The 18,717-nt window shown below is 71.1% G+C and carries 12 protein-coding genes and 2 pseudogenes; 5 read left to right on the plus strand and 9 right to left on the minus strand.

The window, feature by feature from the left end:
* Positions 1-161 precede the first annotated feature (161 nt).
* The gene (gene cimA / locus IG62_RS0115605) at positions 162-1,802 is read left to right on the plus strand and encodes a citramalate synthase (protein WP_030802338.1); all 1,641 of its coding nucleotides are present in this window, start codon (positions 162-164) and stop codon (positions 1,800-1,802) included.
* 77 nt (positions 1,803-1,879) lie between these two features.
* On the opposite strand, the gene IG62_RS0115610 is transcribed toward cimA, so the two are convergent.
* Positions 1,880-2,488: a YceI family protein gene (locus tag IG62_RS0115610; protein WP_030802340.1), complete on the minus strand. Its 609-nt coding sequence runs from the start codon at positions 2,486-2,488 to the stop codon at positions 1,880-1,882.
* A gap of 288 nt (positions 2,489-2,776) precedes the next feature.
* Between IG62_RS0115610 and IG62_RS0115615 the strand changes: the two genes are divergently transcribed.
* The 4 genes from IG62_RS0115615 to IG62_RS0115630 all read left to right on the plus strand — a co-directional run bounded on the left by IG62_RS0115615 (position 2,777) and on the right by IG62_RS0115630 (position 8,231).
* Entirely contained in the window at positions 2,777-5,200 is a 2,424-nt protein-coding gene (locus IG62_RS0115615) for a polysaccharide lyase 8 family protein (protein ID WP_030802341.1), read from the plus strand.
* Between the two features lie 253 nt (positions 5,201-5,453).
* Entirely contained in the window at positions 5,454-7,037 is a 1,584-nt protein-coding gene (locus tag IG62_RS0115620; protein ID WP_030416121.1) for an acyl-CoA carboxylase subunit beta, read from the plus strand.
* 55 nt (positions 7,038-7,092) lie between these two features.
* Positions 7,093-7,299, plus strand: coding sequence for an acyl-CoA carboxylase epsilon subunit (locus IG62_RS0115625; protein WP_030802343.1), 207 nt, complete (start codon positions 7,093-7,095; stop codon positions 7,297-7,299).
* Positions 7,300-7,574: 275 nt separating this feature from the next.
* Positions 7,575-8,231 carry a DUF4360 domain-containing protein gene (locus IG62_RS0115630; protein WP_030802345.1) on the plus strand — a complete coding sequence of 219 codons (657 nt, stop codon included), beginning with the start codon at positions 7,575-7,577 and terminating at the stop codon, positions 8,229-8,231.
* Positions 8,232-8,338: 107 nt separating this feature from the next.
* Here the strand turns inward: IG62_RS0115630 and IG62_RS0115635 are convergent, their stop codons facing one another.
* From IG62_RS0115635 to IG62_RS0115670, 8 genes and pseudogenes are all read right to left on the minus strand, one after another.
* Positions 8,339-8,917 (minus strand): GTP-binding protein, encoded by a 579-nt coding sequence (locus tag IG62_RS0115635; RefSeq protein WP_073447656.1) that lies wholly within the window; start codon positions 8,915-8,917, stop codon positions 8,339-8,341.
* Complete coding sequence (locus IG62_RS0115640) at positions 8,898-9,491, minus strand: DUF742 domain-containing protein (protein ID WP_030802348.1); 594 nt, start codon at positions 9,489-9,491, stop codon at positions 8,898-8,900. Before IG62_RS0115640 ends, IG62_RS0115635 begins: the two co-directional genes overlap by 20 nt.
* An 84-nt stretch (positions 9,492-9,575) precedes the next feature.
* Positions 9,576-9,805, minus strand: a pseudogene (locus IG62_RS41925) (roadblock/LC7 domain-containing protein).
* A 10-nt stretch (positions 9,806-9,815) separates the two neighbouring features.
* Positions 9,816-12,905: a nitrate- and nitrite sensing domain-containing protein gene (locus tag IG62_RS0115650; protein WP_030802350.1), complete on the minus strand. Its 3,090-nt coding sequence runs from the start codon at positions 12,903-12,905 to the stop codon at positions 9,816-9,818.
* Positions 12,906-13,307: 402 nt separating this feature from the next.
* The gene (locus tag IG62_RS0115655; protein ID WP_030802352.1) at positions 13,308-13,901 is read right to left on the minus strand and encodes a GTP-binding protein; all 594 of its coding nucleotides are present in this window, start codon (positions 13,899-13,901) and stop codon (positions 13,308-13,310) included.
* The gene (locus IG62_RS0115660; RefSeq protein ID WP_030416114.1) at positions 13,882-14,292 is read right to left on the minus strand and encodes a DUF742 domain-containing protein; all 411 of its coding nucleotides are present in this window, start codon (positions 14,290-14,292) and stop codon (positions 13,882-13,884) included. Before IG62_RS0115660 ends, IG62_RS0115655 begins: the two co-directional genes overlap by 20 nt.
* A gap of 214 nt (positions 14,293-14,506) precedes the next feature.
* Positions 14,507-14,587: pseudogene (locus tag IG62_RS50140) on the minus strand (roadblock/LC7 domain-containing protein); the annotation flags it as partial.
* On the minus strand, positions 14,588-18,226 hold the full coding sequence (locus IG62_RS0115670; RefSeq protein ID WP_030802356.1) for a nitrate- and nitrite sensing domain-containing protein: 3,639 nt from the start codon (positions 18,224-18,226) through the stop codon (positions 14,588-14,590).
* Positions 18,227-18,717: the final 491 nt, after the last annotated feature.

Here is an 18,717-nt window from a genome sequence, read left to right on the forward strand (position 1 = left end):
CGGCCACCGTCGTCCCAGACCCGCGCGCAGACCTCTCGCACCCGCGAGAGGTTTTTTCGTTTCCGGCCCACACCTCACCGGAGGCGGAGCGCGAGGGAGCATGGAGGGGCGGTGGCACCGGTTATTCCGGTAGACCGAGAACCCGACAGGAGCCAGACCGCATGACGGACGCACCCCAAGCCTCCCCGTCGCCCGCCCCCCGTCCCGCCGGCGCGGTGCCCGACGACTTCCACGTCTTCGACACCACCCTCCGCGACGGTGCGCAGCGCGAGGGCATCAACCTCACCGTCGCCGACAAGCTGACCATCGCGCGGCACCTCGACGAGTACGGCGTCGGCTTCATCGAGGGCGGCTGGCCCGGCGCCAACCCCCGGGACACCGAGTTCTTCCAGCGCGCCCGCGAGGAGATCGACTTCCGGCACGCCCAGCTGGTCGCGTTCGGCGCCACCCGCAAGGCCGGCGTCCGCGTCGAGGACGACCCCCAGGTCGCCGCCCTGCTGGCCTCCGGGGCCCCGATCATCACGCTGGTCGCCAAGTCCCACGTCGGCCACGTCGAACTGGCGCTGCGCACCACCCCGGAGGAGAACCTCGCGATGGTCCGGGACACCGTCGCTTACCTCCGCTCCCAGGGCCGCCGGGTCTTCCTCGACTGCGAGCACTTCTTCGACGGCTACGCGCTGGACCCGGTCTACGCCAAGCAGGTCGTCCGGACGGCAGGCGAGGCCGGTGCGGATGTCGTGGTGCTCTGCGACACCAACGGCGGCATGCTTCCCGCGCAGGTCACCGCGGTCGTCCGGACCGTCCTCGCGGACACCGGCGTCCGGCTGGGCATCCACGCCCAGGACGACACCGGCTGCGCCGTCGCCAACACCCTCGCCGCGGTGGACGCCGGCGCCACCCACGTGCAGTGCACCGCCAACGGCTACGGCGAGCGGGTCGGCAACTCCAACCTCTTCCCGGTCGTCGCCGCGCTGGAGCTCAAGTACGGCCGGCGGGTGCTGCCCGAGGGCAAGCTCGCCGAGACCACCCGGATCTCGCACGCCATCGCCGAGGTCGTCAACCTCACCCCCTCCACCCACCAGCCCTACGTCGGCGTCTCCGCCTTCGCCCACAAGGCCGGTCTGCACGCCTCCGCGATCAAGGTCGACCCGGACCTGTACCAGCACATCGACCCGGCGCTGGTCGGCAACACGATGCGGATGCTGGTCTCCGACATGGCCGGCCGCGCCTCCATCGAGCTCAAGGGCAAGGAACTGGGCTTCGACCTGGGCGGCGACCGCGAGCTGGTCGGCCGGGTCGTCGCACGCGTCAAGGAACGCGAACTGGCCGGCTACACGTACGAGGCGGCCGACGCCTCCTTCGAGCTGCTGCTGCGCGAGGAGGTCCGCGGCAAGGCCCTGCGCTACTTCAGCGTCGAGTCCTGGCGGGCGATCGTCGAGGACCGCCCCGACGGCACGCACGCCAACGAGGCGACCGTGAAGCTGTGGGCCAAGGGCGAGCGGATCGTCGCCACCGCGGAGGGCAACGGCCCGGTCAACGCGCTCGACCGCGCGCTGCGGGTGGGCCTGGAGCGGATCTATCCGCAGCTCGCCCACATGGAACTCGTCGACTACAAGGTCCGCATCCTGGAGGGCGCCCTCGGCACCGGCTCCATCACCCGCGTCCTGGTCTCCACCAGCGACGGCCGCGGCGAGTGGTCCACGGTCGGCGTGGCGGAGAACGTCATCGCGGCGTCCTGGCAGGCGCTGGACGACGCGTATGCGTACGGGTTGCTGCGGGCGGGGGTCGAGCCGCAGGCGTAGTGCTTCCCACGACAACGTGAGTGGGGGCGGGCGTGAAGATCACGCCCGCCCCCACTCACGACGTGGGCGACCGACGGCTACGCCTTCACCGCCGAGATGTCGAAGCTGAGCTTGACCTTGTCGCTGACCATGACGCCGCCGGCCTCCAGTGCCGCGTTCCAGGTCAGGCCCCAGTCGGAGCGGAGGATCTCGGCGCTGCCCTCGAAGCCGACCCGCTCGGCGCCGTAGACGTCGGTGGCCGAGCCGTTGAACTCCAGGTCGATGGTGAGCGGCTTGGTGACGCCCCGGAGGGTGAGGTCGCCGGTGAGGCGGTAGCGGTCGCCGTCCAGGCGCTCGGCGGCGATGCTGCGGAAGGTCATCCGCGGGAAGTTCTCGGCGTCGAAGAAGTCCGCGCCGCGCAGATGTGCGTCGCGGTCCGCGATGCCGGTGTCGATGCTCGCGATCTCGACGTCGAGGGAGGCGGCGGACCGGGACGGGTCGGTGCCGTCCAGGGAGAGCGTGCCCTCGTAGCTGCCGAAGGTGCCGCGGACGTTGGTGACCATGGCGTGCCGGACGGTGAAGCCGATGCTGCTGTGGGCCGGGTCGATGGTGTAGTCGCCGGTCAGCGCGGCGAGCGCGGGGTCCGCCTCGAGGACGGCGGCGGGGGCGGCGGTCTCGGCGGTGCGCTTGCGGGTGAACAGAGCCATGGCTCCTCCTCAGGACGGGTGCTGCGGACAGCAGAGTGGTTTAACGTTCAACGACACCGCCACCGTAGCGCCATTTAGTTCAATCTTCAACCTCTATGTTTCCACCTCTCTCCCGGGCGGGCTTCCTGGCGGGCTTCCGCTTCCGGGCGGGGGCCGGGCTCGGCCGGACGGGTGGTGGCCGGCGTTGCGGCGCGGTCATTGCCGTGCCGCGAGGGCCCGTGCTACACCATCGGAAACTCCCAAGTGCGCAGCGCCACACCCCAGTTGACGCCGTGGAGAGGACCGACCGTGCCGACCGAGCCCGCCCCGTCCGCCTGGTCACGCCGAGGATTTCTCACCGTCTCCACCGCGAGCGCGCTCGCCCTCGCCGCCGCCCACCCCGCGTCCGCCGACACCCTGCCCAACGTGGGTGACGCCTACGACACCCTCCGCAGCCGCTGGTGCGCGCTCACCCTCGGCACGGGCTTCGACGCCACCGCGCCGCCGTACGCCGCCGTCCTGAAGGAGACCGGCGACCTCGCGGCCACCTTCCGGGCGGGTATGCGGCCGGCCGCAGGCGCGTTGTGGCCGGACTGCCCGTACGACCCGCCCTCCGGCATCACCCAGAGCTACAGCCGGCTGAACACGATGGCTCAGGCGTACGCCCAGCCCGGCACCGGCCGTACCGGCGACCCCGGCCTCGCCGACGCCGTCCTCACCGGCCTCGACCACCTCGAAGCCACCGTCTACCACACCGGCACCAGCCGCTACGGCAACTGGTGGGAGTGGCAGATCGGCAGTCCCCGGCTCCTCCTCGACACCCTCGCGATCCTGGACGAGCACCTGCCCGACGGCGGCGGCCTGCCCGGTGACCTGCGCACCCGCTGCCTGACCGCGGTCGACCACTTCGTGCCGGACACGATGCTCGGCGACTACACCGGCACCAGCACCGGCGCCAACCGCGTCGACCTGTGCCGGGTGGTCGCCCTGCGCGGCGTCCTCGGCCGGGCGCCCGCCAAGATCGCACTGGCCCGGGACGCCCTCTCGCCGGTCTTCCCGTACGTCAGCGAGGGCGACGGGCTCTACGCCGACGGCTCGTTCGTACAGCACACCTGGGTCGCCTACTCCGGTACCTACGGCTATGTCCTGCTGGACGGGCTGGGGCGGCTGTTCGCGCTGCTCGGCGGGTCGGAATGGGAGGTCACCGATCCGGGGCGGCAGATCATCCACGACAGCGTGGAGCACGCGTACGCGCCGCTGCTGCACGACGGGTTGATGATGGACAGCGTCAACGGCCGGGCGATCAGCCGCGGTTACCTCCGCAACGACGAACGGAGGGTGCTGCGCAGCGACCACTACCACGGCCATGCGCTGATCGCCGCCATCGCGCTGCTCGGCGAGAGCGCGAGCGCCGCCGAGCGGGACCGGTGGCACGCGATGATCAAGGGCTGGATGGCCCGCGACCGGACCCTGCCGGTGCTCACCGACCGGCAGTACGGCGTCGCCGACCTCGCCCGGCTGCGGAAGATCGCCGACGGTCCCGGCCCGGCCGCCGCCGAGCCGGTCGGTCACCGGCTCTTCGCGGCCATGGACCGCGCCGTGCACCGCCGCCCCGGCTGGGTCGCGAACGTGGCGATGTGCTCGGACCGGATCACGTACTACGAGAACGGCAACGGTGAGAACCGGCGCGGCTGGCACACCGGTGCGGGCATGACGTACTGGTGGGGCGCGGACTCCGGCGGTGACCAGTACACGGATGCCTTCTGGCCGACCGTCGACCCGTACCGGCTGCCCGGCACGACCGTGTCCACCAAGCGGCTCGCGGACAACGAAGGCGGCGGATGGGGGGAGCCGAAGCCCGGCGTCCGGTGGGTGGGCGGTACCACCGACGGGGAATTCGCCGCCCTCGGGCAACATCTGCGCGGGCTGTCCTCGACGCTGCGTGCCCGGAAGTCCTGGTTCGCGCTCGCGGACTGTGTCGTCTGTCTGGGCGCCGGGATCACCGCGCGGGACGGCGTGGCGGTCGAGACCGTCGTCGACAACCGGTGCCTGGGGGAGTACGGCACGGCCGCGCTCACCGTCGACGGCGTACGGCAGCCCGGCACGCTCGGCCACCGCACCGCCTTCCGCCGCGCCCGCTGGGCCCACCTCGCCGGGCACGGCGGCTATGTCTTCCCCGGCGGCGCCCCCCTGCACGCGCTGCGCGAGGCCCGCACCGGCTCCTGGCACGACATCAACACCACCTCGTCCGCGGAGCCGTTCACCCGGCGGTACGTCACCTTGTGGTCCGATCACGGGGTCGATCCGTCGGATGCCTGTTATGCGTATCTCCTGATGCCGGGGGCCCGCGCGCACGCCGTCGCGGCGCGGGCCGCCGACCCGCACTGGCTGACCGTGCTCGCCAACGACGCGTGCCGCCAGGCGATCGCCGTCCACCCGCTCGGCGTAACGGCCGCGAACTTCTGGCGGGCGGGGCGCGCGGGCCCCCTGCGCAGCAGCGGCCCGGTGAGCGTGCTGATCCGCGAGCGGCCGGACGGGCGGACCGCCCACCTGTGCCTGGCGGCCCCCGCGCGGACCGGTGATCCGGTGGAGATCACCTGGTCACGGCCGGTGCGCGGGGTGCTCGACCAGGACCCGTCGATCGAGGTGGTGGAGGGCGGGCGAGGCCTTCGGCTGCGGGTCCGCCCCGGTACGGTCTGCGCCACCCACCGCTGCACCGTGCGGCTGCGCTGACCTGCGCCGGGGTCCGTTCCGGCGGGCCCGCGGACTGCCGGTCGGCCGGGCCCGCGGCCCACCGGTCACCACAACATCACTCGGCGGCCGTTTGTCGGGCCCATACAGAGGAAGCGGCTCCCGGCCACCCGAACGGGGGCCGGGACGCGGGCCGCGTACAGGAGGGTTCTGTACTGCCTGCCCACCAAAACGCATGTGACGTTGTACGAAACCGACATCGGTGTGCGGCGCCCCGCACACGTACCGTCGATACATGACCACTGTCGAAGATCTGCCCGCCGGCGCCAACGACGCCCGCGGGCGCGTGGCCGAGCTGCACGCCATCCGTGAGCAGGTCCGGCGCGGACCCAGCGAGCGGGCGACCGAGGCCCAGCGTGCCAAGGGCAAGCTGACGGCGCGCGAGCGGATCGAGCTGCTGCTGGACGAGGATTCGTTCAACGAGGTCGAGCCGCTGCGCCGGCACCGGGCGACGGGCTTCGGCCTGGAGGCCAAGAAGCCCTACACCGACGGTGTGATCACCGGCTGGGGCACGGTCCACGGCCGGACGGTGTTCGTCTACGCACACGACTTCCGGATCTTCGGCGGCGCGCTCGGCGAGGCGCACGCCACGAAGATCCACAAGATCATGGACATGGCCATCCAGGCCGGTGCCCCGCTGGTCTCGCTCAACGACGGCGCGGGCGCCCGTATCCAGGAGGGCGTCTCGGCGCTGGCCGGCTACGGCGGCATCTTCCAGCGCAACACCAAGGCCTCCGGGGTCATCCCGCAGATCTCGGTCATGCTCGGCCCCTGCGCGGGCGGCGCGGCCTACTCCCCGGCCCTGACGGACTTCGTCTTCATGGTCCGCGAGACCTCCCAGATGTTCATCACCGGCCCGGACGTGGTCCGTGCGGTGACCGGCGAGGAGATCACCCAGAACGGCCTGGGCGGCGCCGATGTGCACGCCGAGACCTCCGGTGTCTGCCACTTCGCCTACGACGACGAGCAGACCTGCCTGGAGGAGGTCCGCTACCTCCTCTCCCTGCTGCCGGCGAACAACCGCGAGAACCCGCCGGCGGTGCCGTGCGAGGACCCGGCCGACCGCTCCGGCGACGCGCTGCTGGACCTGGTGCCGGCCGACGGCAACCGCCCGTACGACATGCGCAAGGTCATCGAGGAGATCGTCGACGACGGCGAGTACCTGGAGGTCCACGAGCGCTGGGCCACCAACATCATCTGCGCGCTGAGCCGCTTCGACGGCAAGGTGGTCGGCATCATCGCCAACCAGCCGCAGTCGCTGGCCGGTGTGCTGGACATCGAGGCGTCCGAGAAGGCCGCCCGCTTCGTCCAGATGTGCGACGCCTTCAACATCCCGATCGTCACCCTGCTCGACGTGCCCGGTTTCCTGCCCGGCGTCGACCAGGAGCACGGCGGCATCATCCGGCACGGCGCCAAGCTCCTGTACGCGTACTGCAACGCCACCGTGCCGCGCATCTCCATCGTCCTGCGCAAGGCCTACGGCGGCGCCTACATCGTCATGGACTCGCAGTCCATCGGCGCCGACCTGACCTACGCCTGGCCGACCAACGAGATCGCGGTGATGGGCGCGGAGGGCGCGGCCAACGTCATCTTCCGCAAGCAGATCGCCGAGGCCGACGACTCCGAGGCCATGCGCACCCGCATGGTCAAGGAGTACAAGTCCGAGCTGATGCACCCGTACTACGCGGCCGAGCGCGGTCTGGTCGACGACGTCATCGACCCCGCCGACACCCGCCGGACCCTCATCCGGGCCCTGGACATGTTGCGCACCAAGCACGCCGACCTCCCGGCCCGCAAGCACGGCAACCCGCCCCAGTAGCCCCTTTTGGGCACCCGCGAATCACCGACGACGCGACGACGGAGAAGAAGACACCGTGAACACTGCCCACCGCACCGCCCCGATCCGTGTGGAGAAGGGCCAGGCCAGCGAGGAAGAGCTCGCCGCCCTGACCGCCGTCCTGCTGGCCCGCGCCGCCCACCGCCCGGCCGCCGCCCCGGCCGGCCCGCACGCCACCGCCGCCCGCTGGCGCCGTCTGGAGCGCCAGAGCGGCTTCCACGGCGCGACCAGCTGGCAGCGCTGACCGAGCACGCACGGAAGGGCCCCGCGGCACGCCCGCGGGGCCCTTTTCCGTTCCCATTTCAACTTCCTTGTGAACAAAGGTGGTTGATGTCGCATCAGTGGCCTGGCGTCCCGGGTGTTCCGATTCGGTAGCCGACGTCCGAATCAAGGCGTAGGTTCGCCCCAATCCTGCGGAGCAGAGCTGGTCAAGGGGAGATCCCCGTGCTGGCATGCGCTCGTCATCCCCACTCCTGGTGTTCCCGCGCCGCGGGCTTAGGACGACCGGAAGGAAAGCCCATGCTCAGCACGCTCAGTGCTGGTGCCGCAGTGGCATCGTTGCTCCTCGCCGGATCGGCATCCCCCACCTCACCAGCGCGGTTCGGTGACGATCCGCCGACCGGCAAGATCACCATCACCGTCGCCACGGTCAACGGATCGGGCTGCAGACCCGGCAGCGCCGCGGTGGCCATCGCCCCCGACAACACCGCCTTCACCGTCACCTACAGCGAATACCTCGCCCAGGCGGGCGGCACCAGCAAGCCCACCGACGCCCGCAAGAACTGCCAGATCGCCCTGAACGTCCACGTCCCGCAGGGCTTCACCTACGCCATCGCCCGCGCCGACTACCGCGGTTACGCCTCGCTGGCTCCCGGCGCCAAGGGGCTGGAGCAGGCGAACTACTACTTCCAGGGCCAGCAGCAGACGGCCCGCAAGAGCCACACCTTCACCGGCCCCTACGACACCAACTGGCAGACCTCGGACGAGACCGGCGTCGACGCCCTGGTCTACGCCCCCTGCGGCGAGGAACGCTACTTCAACATCAACACCGAGCTGAGGGTGGACGGCAAGTCGGCCGACCCCAAGGCCACCAGCTTCATGGCCATGGACTCCACCGACGGCAGCATCAACACCGTGTACCACTTCGCCTGGAAGGAGTGCCCGGCACACAAGTAGCCGCTCGCGGCGCGTACCGCACGCACGCCGAAGGCCCCCGCATCACGCGATGTGGGGGCCTTCCGGCAGTGCGGCGTACGGGCACGGGGGGCCGGTACGCGGCGGCGCTAGCGCAGGCGCGCCATGAGGGCGTGCTCGACGAGCGTGATGAGCGCGCTCTTGGCCTCGCTGCGGTGCCGGGCGTCCGTGGTGATGATCGGGGCGTCCGGGCCGATCTGGAGGGCCTCACGGACCTCGTCGGGCGTGTAGGGCTGGTGCCCGTCGAAGCCGTTGAGGGCGATGACGAACGGCAGGCCGCTGTTCTCGAAGTAGTCGACGGCCGGGAAGCAGTCGGCCAGGCGGCGGGTGTCCACCAGGACGACGGCACCGATGGCACCGCGGACAAGGTCGTCCCACATGAACCAGAAGCGGTCCTGGCCCGGCGTACCGAAGAGGTACAGGATCAGGTCCTGGTCCAGCGTGATCCGGCCGAAGTCCATCGCCACGGTCGTGGTCGTCTTGTCCGGCGCGTGCGTGAGGTCGTCGATCCCCGCGGAGGCGGAGGTCATCACGGCTTCGGTACGCAGCGGATTGATCTCTGAGACGGCCCCGACGAACGTGGTCTTGCCCACGCCGAAGCCGCCCGCCACCACGATCTTCGCGGAGGTGGTGGAGCGGGCTGCACCGCTAGAGCTTGCGAAGTCCACTGAGCACCCTTTCGAGCAGTGTCACATCTGGCTGTCCGCCGGCGGTCTCGTCCCCGCCGGGCTGATGGATGGCGACGAGCCCGGCCTCCGCCAGGTCGGCGACGAGGATTCGGGCGACGCCGAGGGGGATGGAGAGGAGGGCCGAGATCTCGGCCACCGATTTGATCTCGCGGCAGAGGTGGCAGATGCGCTGGTGCTCCGGCAGCTGGCCCTGCAGCTTGGCCGGGTCGGCGGTCGTGCTGACCAGCGCCTCGATGGCGAGCTGGTAGCGCGGCCGGGTCCGGCCACCGGTCATGGCGTACGGGCGCACGAGCGGGTTGTTCGCCCCGGAGGGAGCGGGCTCGGGCTTCCGCGGCGGCTGCACCGGCTGGATGCGCGGGGCCTGCGGCTGGTCGTACACCGACGGCTCGTACGGCTGGGAGTCGTACGGCCCCGGCTGCTGTGGCTGCGGCTGAAGCCGCTGCGGCCGGCGGCTCGGCGCAGAAGGGAAGTTGAAGCGGTTGTGATGGGTCTCGCCCACAGGCCCGGACTCCTGCCCGGAACCGTACGGGTATCCGCTCGGGGGCGTTGCCACGTCTCCTCCTCCAACTTGCCTGTCTGACGCCGGTCGCGCCACCGAACCATAAGACGCGGCGGCGGGAAACGCACTGCCTGTTTGCTAGTTGAGAAGACTGCCCTGGAGTTCGGCGCGGAGGTCGGGCGTGAGCACCGTCCCCGCGCGGTCGACCAGCAGGGCCATCTCGTAGCCGACCAGGCCGATGTCGCACAGCCCTCGGACATCGCGAGAAGGAGTCCGTCCGCGGAGACCACGACCGTGTGGGACACCCCGGGGGTGTTGTCCACGAAGTTGGTGATCAACCAGTTCAGATTCTGCGCCGCCTGGCTCATCGGGCTCACACTAACGCTCCTGATCGTAGGTGCTGCCGGGGCCGAAGCCCTGTTGGTCATTCTGGGGGACCCCGGTGGGGTCCGTGCCGACGTTGCGTCCCTGCTGGACCCCGCGGCGCAGGTTGCTCAACCTGCCGCGGACGTCCTCCGGGGCGCGGGAGACCTGGGGGCCGCCCTGCGGGGTCTGCTCCGCGGAACCCTCGACCAGGTTGGCCTTGGGCACCCGGCGGGGAAGACCGGAGGCTGTGACTCCGCCCGCCTTCGGCTCGCGCAGCCGCTCCGCCCGCTCCCAGCGCTCGTCGTTGGAGCTGCGCCAGTCGGAGCCGTCCTGGCCGGTCTCCGGCGCGCTCCGCGGCTGCTGAACCTGGTGTGCCTGCTGGTCGCGGCCTCCGCGGCGCGGAAGGCCGGCGTCCGTCAGCGGGTGCGGGTCGCTCGGTGTGGGGCCCGGACGCTCGAATGGTACGCGCTCGGGCGCGTCAGCGGGAGCGGCAGTTGTATTCCGGTCAGATTCCGCTTCGGTCCCGAAGTAGCCCTCGAATGCGTGGCGTTCGGGCCATTCGTCCGGCTGTACCGGTTCGTGCGAGACGTATGGCTGCTGGCCGGTGGTCTCCGGGAAGCCCGGATCACCGAACGCCTGGCTGCCGTGCGACCGGTCGTCGTAGAGCGGTTGATCAGCTTCCGGATAGCCCGGGGCGGGGTGGCCCTGGTACCCGGTGGCGGACGTCGCTGTGTCGCGGAAGAGCGGATTGCCGACGTCCGGCCCCTCGGCCGGGTGCTCGCCGCCGGTGGCCTGCGCCTCCAGCGCGGCCCGGCGCTCCTCGCGCATCAGCGAGCGGCCGACCATGTCCAGGTCGGATGCGTCCGTGCGGGCGTAGCGGCTGTCGTCGAAGCCCAGCTCGGCGGCGGTGCGCTGGTGGCCGTCGTAGGCGGCCTGCTGGTGCTCGGGGACGATCCGGGAGACCGTGAAGTCGTCCTCGTACTGCTCGTCGCCGCCGCCACCGTGGGTGATCGCCTCGGGCAGCATGACCAGGGACGTGGTCCCCGCCTGCTCGCCGGAGGGGCGCAGCTGCACCCGGATCCCGTGCCGGTCGGCCAGCCGGCCGACCACGAACAGGCCCATGCGCTGGGAGATCGCGGCGTCCACGCTCGGCGGGTTCGCCAGCTTGTGGTTGATGTCCGCGAAGTCCTCGGGGGTCAGCCCGATGCCCTTGTCGTGGATCTCGATCATCACCCGGCCGTCGGGCAGCCGGGTCGCGGTCACCCGCACCTTGGTCTGCGGCGAGGAGAACGTGGTGGCGTTCTCCAGCAGCTCGGAGAGCAGGTGCACGAGGTCGGTCACGGCGGTGCCGTGGATCTCGCTCTCCGGCACGCCGGTGAGGTCTATTCGCTCGTACGACTCGACCTCACTGATCGCCGCCCGCAGGACGTCGACCAGCGGCACCGGCTGGTTCCAGCGGCGGCCCGGCTCCTCGCCGGCGAGGATGAGGAGGTTCTCGCCGTTGCGGCGCATACGGGTGGCGAGGTGGTCGAGCCGGAAGAGGCTCTCCAGCTGGTCCGGGTCCGCCTCGTTGTTCTCCAGGTCGGTGATCAGCTCCAGCTGACGCTCGATCAGGCCCTGGTTACGGCTGGAGAGGTTGGTGAAGATCGCGTTGACGTTGCCCCGCAGCAGCGCCTGCTCGGCGGCCAGCCGCACGGCCTCGCGGTGCACCTGGTCGAAGGCCCGGGCGACCTCGCCGATCTCGTCGGTGGTGGAGATCGGGATCGGGGTGACACGGGTGTCGACCCGGCCGGGTGCGGTCCGGGAGAGCTGGTCGACCAGCATCGGCAGCCGCTGCTCGGCGATGCCGAAGGCGGCGTTGCGCAGCTGGCGCATGTTGCGGCTCATCCGGCGGGCCATCAGGCCGGCCACGACGAACGCGATGATCAGCGCGGCGACCGCGATCGCGGAGTCGACGAAGGTGGACCGCTTGGCGTCCGCGGAGATCTGTGCGGCCTCGTTCACGGCCTTGTCGGCCAGGTCCTTCTCGATGGACCGGTACATGTTGAACTTGCCGGTTGCGGCCGCGAAGTAGCTGTCGGAGGTGATGCCCTTCAGGCTCAGCGTCTCCGGCGCCGCACCGGTCCCGATCAGGGTGGACATCTGGTCGATGGACGGCGGGGTGCGGAACGGCCGGTTCGCGGCCTGCGCCTGCTGCTTTGCCTGTGCGATCTTCTGCTGTGCGGCCTGCTTGAGTGCGGCGGCGTCCTTCTTCAGCCGCTCGACGTCCTCAGGGGTGCCGCCGGAGGTGTACTCGCCGATGGCGATGCCCTCCAGGTAGCGGTACGACGCGAAGGCGGTCAGCTGGAGCTTGTGCTCCTTGCCGCCCTGCGGGCTCGCCGGGTCGACCAGCAGGTGGGTGCCGATCGAGCGCTGCAGCGACTCGGCGGCCTTGGCCAGCGCCACGGCGTAGACGGTCCGGCCGTAGGAGGTGATGTTGCCGGTGCCCAGGCCGAGTTCGTTGGCGAACTCCATCAGCGGGTGCTGGACCTCGACGTAGCCCTCTTCGGTCTGCACACCGTGCAGCTTGGCGGTGTACGCGGCCTGGCGCAGCAACTGGAGCTTGGGCTCGACCTTCTCGAACGCGGCGAGCCGGCGCTTGAGGCCCGGCTTGTCCGGCATGGCCTTGGCGGCCTTGTGGAAGGCGTCGGCGGCGGCGTCGGTGGTGTCCCGGGCCTCCTGGACGACCGGGTCGTCCTTCTTGCCCTCCAGCAGCGGCGCCGCGGTGCGGTCCCGCTCGTCGATCAGGGCGGTGCTGTAGGACAGTGCGGCGCGCACGAGCTTCGCGGTGTTCTCCGCGTCCTGCGCCTCCTGCCAGGTGGCGAACGAGGTGTTCACCCGCAGGCCGCCGAAGACCAGGGCGAGCAGCACGGGGATCAGCAGGATGGCGTTCAGCCTCGTGGCCACCCGCCAGTTGCGCGGGGAGTACTTGCTACCGCTGACCGGAGGCTTCGCGACCGTGTCCTCGGGCGCGTCGGAAGCCGGTACGCCACCTCTCGGCGGCGGCGTGAAGTTGCCCCGCCGCGGTTCCTGCGGCTCGGGGCTCGACGTGCTTCGCCTCACTCGACCAACAACCTCTCGGCGGCCGGCACTACCTGCTGTGCCGTTTCTTCTGGGCTTTCCTACTCCGGAGTTCAGCGAATTTCAGCACGTCAGGGCGGTGCGTTCCAAACACTGAGCAAAGCCTGAGCGGGCCCGGAAGGCCCTCAGATAAAAGGGGCGTTAAGGGCGAGACGCAGCAAAAGACAGGCGATCCGTGAGCGCAGCGAAGCCGGGCATGCGCGTGGGGTGTCGAAACCTCAGGGATTCACTGTCGAAACGTTATGAAGCGAATTTGTGGGCGTGTCGAAGGACACAGATCCCTTCGCGGATGGTGGGGCGCAGCCCTGGGCAGGGCTGCGCCTCCCATAAGAGTCAACTGCCGGGTTCCCCCTACAGATGACGAACCGGAGCGCCGGCCGGTTCCTACTTGAGCCGGGCCATCAGCGCGTGCTCGACGAGCGTGATGAGCGCGCTCTTGGCCTCGCTGCGGTGCCGGGCGTCGGTCGTGATGATCGGGGTGTTGGGACCGATCTGCAGCGCCTCACGCACCTCGTCGGGCGTGTAGGGCTGGTGCCCCTCGAAGCCGTTGAGGGCGACGACGAACGGCAGGCCGCTGTTCTCGAAGTAGTCGACGGCCGGGAAGCAGTCGGCCAGGCGGCGGGTGTCCACCAGCACGACCGCGCCGATGGCACCTCGGACAAGGTCGTCCCACATGAACCAGAAGCGGTCCTGACCCGGCGTACCGAAGAGGTACAGGATCAGGTCCTGGTCCAGCGTGATCCGGCCGAAGTCCATCGCCACGGTCGTCGTGGTCTTGTCCTGCACGTGGCTGAGGTCGTCGATCCCCGCCGACGCGGAGGTCATCACGGCCTCCGTACGCAGCGGGTTGATCTCCGAGACCGCGCCGACGAACGTGGTCTTGCCCACGCCGAAGCCGCCCGCCACCACGATCTTCGCGGACGTGGTGGAGCGGGCCGGGCTCGCGGCGAAGCCGCCGTCAGAGCTTGCGAAGTCCACTGAGCACCCTCTCCAGCAAGGTCACGTCCGGCGTACCGCCGGCCTCGCCGCTGCCCCCGGGCTGGTGGATCGCCACCATCCCGGCCTCTGCCAGGTCCGCGACGAGGATCCGCGCCACGCCCAGCGGGATGTGCAGCAGCGCGGAGACCTCGGCGACCGACTTCACCTCACGGCACAGGTGGCAGATCCGCTGGTGCTCGGGCAGCAGCCCGGGCAGCTGGGCGGGGTCGGCGGTCGTGCTGACCAGCGCCTCGATGGCGAGCTGGTAGCGCGGCCGGGTCCGGCCTCCGGTCATGGCGTACGGGCGCACCAGCGGCTGGTCACCTTCGCTCCCGTACGGCGCTTGGCTGTAGGCGCCGTACGGGCCGGAAGTGGCAGGTGGCGGGGTCATGGGGTCCTCCGGACGGGACAGCGCGCGCTGTCGTCGGGTTGGGCCGGTGGGGGGTGCGGCACGGATGGATGGTGGGCGCTGAACGGGTGGCGCTGCGGACGCCGTCAGTTCAGCAGACTGCCCTGGAGTTCGGCGCGGAGGTCGGGCGTGAGCACCGTCCCCGCGCGGTCGACCAGCAGGGCCATCTCGTAGCCGACCAGGCCGATGTCGCACTGTGCGACACCCCGGGGGTGTTGTCCACGAAGTTGGTGATCAACCAGTTCAGATTCTGCGCCGCCTGGCTCATCGGACTCAACTAACGCTCCTGCTGGTGTGTGGGATCGACAATGCCGTGGTTGCCGGTGGACGACGTCCCGGCCTGCCGGCCCTGCTGGATACCGCGACGGAGATTGGTCAGCCGGCCGCGCACATCGCCCGGCGCGCGGGAGACCTGCGGACCGCTCTGTGCGGGCTGCTGCTGTTGAGCGGTGCCCGCGACGAGGTTGGCGCGCGGGACCCGGCGCGGCAGCCCGGAGGTGGTGACACCGCCCGAGGCCGGCTGGCGGATCTGCTCCGCCTGCCGCCAGGTCTCGTCGTTCGGCGAACTGCGCCACTGCGCCGTGGCGTCCGCCCGCTCCGGGTTGCGTGCGCCGTTGCCCTGCGGCTCGGCGGGCGCACCCGGGGCCGCCGCGGCTCCGCGGCGCGGCAGCCGCTGCGCCTCCGGCTCCTCGGTGCCCTGCGGCGGCACACCGGCGGCGGCGGACGCCGGGTGGTTGAACCAGTTGGACTCGATCGTGTCGAAGATCGGCGTACGGCCGTCACCGGGACCGGCGTCGGCGCCGCCGAGCACGTCCGGCTCCGGGGCGCGGCCGTCCTGCGGCCGGGCCACCGGGAACTGGCCGGTGCCCTGCGGGTCGCCGGCGTAACCGGCCCGGTCCGCGTCCCGCTGCAGCTGACGGGCGTCGAGCTGACCGGTCTCGTACGGATCGGCCTCCGCGGCGGGCTGCGGGAAGCGGTCCGCCGGGTACTCGCCGGTGTCGTAACGGTCCGCCGGGTACTCGCCGGTGTCGTAACGGTCCGCGGGGTACTCGCCGGTGTCGTAACGGTCCGCCGGGTACTGGCCCGTGTCGTACCGGTCCGGCTCGCGCTCCGGGGCCTTGGCCGAGGGCGGCGGGGCGTTGAAGTCGGGACGGGCGAACGCGGCGGTGTCACCGGGGCCGCCGGCCGGTGCGGGCCGCTCGAAGCTGCCGGTGGTGTCCGGCTCCTCGTGGCCGCGCGGCCGGTCCTGCGCCTCGCGGGGCGTCAGCGGCCAGTCGTCGTCACCGCCGCGCTCGCGGCGGGCGCCCCAGCTCGTACCGCCCTGCTGCTGACCGCCGAAGGAGTCCTGGCTCCCGCGGCCGTCCTGGCCACCGCGGCCGCCGGCCGGCGCACCGCCCGGGAGTTCGGCCGCCGCACCGCGGGCCGGCAGCTCCGGCCGCTCCTCGCGGCGGGGCGCACCGGTGGGCGGGGCAACCGTCGGCATGGGGCCGTTGGCGGGGCCGTTGTCCGCGCCGCGGGTCGGCAGCGCGGGGCGCGCACCGCCGGAGCGCGCGGCGGGCGGACGGGTGTCGCCGCCCGCGGCCGGGGTGCCGGGTGCGGCGCCGGCCGGCGCGGGACGCCCGGACGGGGCGCCGAAGGCGTTCGGGGCGCCACCGGGACCGCCGCGGCCGGGCAGCGCGGGACGGCCGCCGGCGCCCGGGCCGGAACCGACCTGGCCGCGCGGCTGGAGACCTGCGAGCCGGCTGGACGGCGCACCGCCGCCGTCACCGGGTGCGCCCTTGGCGGTGCTCGGTGCCGGCTTCTTGCCGCCCTGGGCGACGTCGACCGGCAGCATGACCAGTGCGGTGGTGCCACCGGAGTCGGACGGCCGGAGCTGGATGCGGATGCCATGTCGCAGGGACAGCCGGCCGACCACGAACAGACCCATCCGGCGGGAGACCGAGACGTCCACGGTCGGCGGGCTGGCCAGCCGCTCGTTGATCGCCGAGAGGTCCTCGGGGGACAGGCCGATACCGGTGTCGTGGATCTCGACCAGGACCCGGCCGTCGGGCAGCGCGTGACCGGTGACCTTGACCTTGGTCTGCGGGGAGGAGAACGAGGTGGCGTTCTCCAGCAGCTCGGCGAGCAGGTGCACGAGGTCGTTGACGACCCGGCCGGCGACCTCGGTCTGCGGGACGGCGTTGAGCTCGATGCGCTCGTACTGCTCCACCTCGGAGGCGGCGGCACGGAGCACGTCGACCAGCGGCACCGGGCGGGTCCACCGGCGGCCCGGCTCCTCACCCGCGAGGACCAGGAGGTTCTCGCCGTTACGGCGCATACGGGTCGCGAGGTGGTCGAGCTTGAAGAGCGAGGAGAGCTGGTCCGGGTCGGCCTCGCGGGACTCCAGTTCGGAGATCAGCGAGAGCTGACGCTGGATCAGGCCCTGGGAGCGGCGCGAGAGGTTGGTGAACATCGCGTTGACGTTGCCCCGCAGCAGCGCCTGCTCGGAGGCGAGGCGGACCGCCTCGCGGTGCACGTCGTCGAAGGCCGCGGCCACCCGGCCGATCTCGTCCCGGCTGTGCACACCGACCGACTCGACGGAGGTGTCCACGTCCTGCGGGTCGGACTCGGACAGCTGCTTGACCAGCTCCGGCAGCCGGTCCTGGGCGACCTTCTGCGCGGTGTCCTGCAGCCGGCGCAGCGAGCGGACCATGGAGCGGGCCACGACGAACGCGCCGACCAGCGAGACGCCGAGGACGAGGAGGATCACCGCACCGTTGATGAGGGCGTCCTGGGTGGCCTCGTTGCGGGCCTCGCGGGACTTCTGCTCCATCTCCGACAGCAGCGTGGTCTCGATCCGCGACATCTCGTCGATCTTGACGGTGTCGGAGTCGTACCAGTCGAGGTAGCGGTAGTCCTGGCTGCGGATGCCGGAGGCGCTGGCGAAGGCGCGGTGCGAGAAGGCCGACGCGGCCTTGATCTCGTCGTTGTTGCCGTCCAGACCGCGGGTGAGCGCGCCGGCGTTGTTGGCGTAGATCTGCGAGAACCGGTCCCGGGCCGCCTTCTCGCTGATCTCGGCGTTGTGGCCGGCCTGCCGGTCGTTGGCGGACAGCTCCGGGCCGCCCTTGTGGGCGAGACCGGCACTGATCAGGGCGCGCTGGATCGACGCGTACTCCTTGGCCGACGAGAACGCCGCCAGCGCACGGGTACTGCGGATCATCTCCGGGTTGCTGGTGGCCTGCGCCATGTCCTGGGAGAGCGACAGCAGCGAGTTGATCAGCTGGTTGTAGCTGGTGACGGTCCGCGCGGTGTTGCCGTCGTCCTTGTAGGCGTTGGCGCGGATCTCGTTGAGGGTGTTGAGCTGGCGGCCGATCTCCAGGATGGTCGCCCGGACGCCGGCCATCGTGGCGTCCTGGCCCTGGATGTCGCCGGTGGCCTGGTTGAAGGAGAGCTTGGCGCGGTCGGTCGCCTCACGGGGAGCGACGACGTTCGCGTCGTCCTTGGCGTTGCCGCTGCCGGCCAGCGGACCGGCCGACTTGTCCCGCTCGATCTGCAGCGCGTCGGCGAGCTCGGTCGCCTGCCGGGTCATCTCGGTGAGCATCTGCATCTTGTCGAGCTGGTCGATGTTGTCCAGCTGCGTGGCGATGCGCATGCCGCCGAGCGTGGTGGCGGCGACCACGGGCAGCGCGAGCAGGGAGACCAGTCGGGTGCTGATGCGCCAGTTGCGCAGCGCTATTCGCGAACCGGGTCCGGTCGCGGCCTTGGGCGCACCGGTGTCCGCGGCATCACCGCCCGGCGCCTGGCCGCTGTGGTCGGACGACGTGAGGCCGCCCGCCGGGTTGTTGCGGTCGCGCTGGGGCGAGGAGGCGCGGTCGGTTCCGCCGCGCAGCTCCGGTTCCGCCGCAGCGCTGCCATCCCTCTTGAAACGTCCCTGCACTAGCGTCGCAACCTCTGGACCAGGCGTCCCACCTCGGCGGGACGGTGTCGAGTCGTATTGGGGGCCGTGAATCCCCCATGGCGGTCGTGAATGACCGGCGGGCTGCCCCCTCTGGCCGAGAGAGCGGCACCACCGCGCGGCGCCACCTTGCGCCCTGCGCGCCGGCTGAAACGTGCGGCGGTCCGTGGAATTCCAGCACAGTGCCGGATCTCCAACAAGAGCGGAGCGGGTGGCTGTGACATGGATGACGCAATGTACGGGACGCGTCACGAGTTGTAGAAGAAGCCCCTGGAGGTATCGGACGTATCTCCGCGAGTCGTACGCCTTCGGCGGCTGTCCCAGGTGCGGTGATCGGGAGCGGAACGTGCGCTTCAATCCGCCATTGTCCGATTCGCCCAAGGATGTTGATCAAGGAAAATGCGGCTTTTGTCGCACGACTCGTGAGCAAACTCACAGGAAGATCGTTGAGTTCCCCATCACTTCGGAGGGAA

The organism is Streptomyces sp. NRRL S-337, assembly GCF_000720175.1.
GTDB classification, from domain to species: Bacteria; Actinomycetota; Actinomycetes; order Streptomycetales; family Streptomycetaceae; genus Streptomyces; species Streptomyces siderophoricus.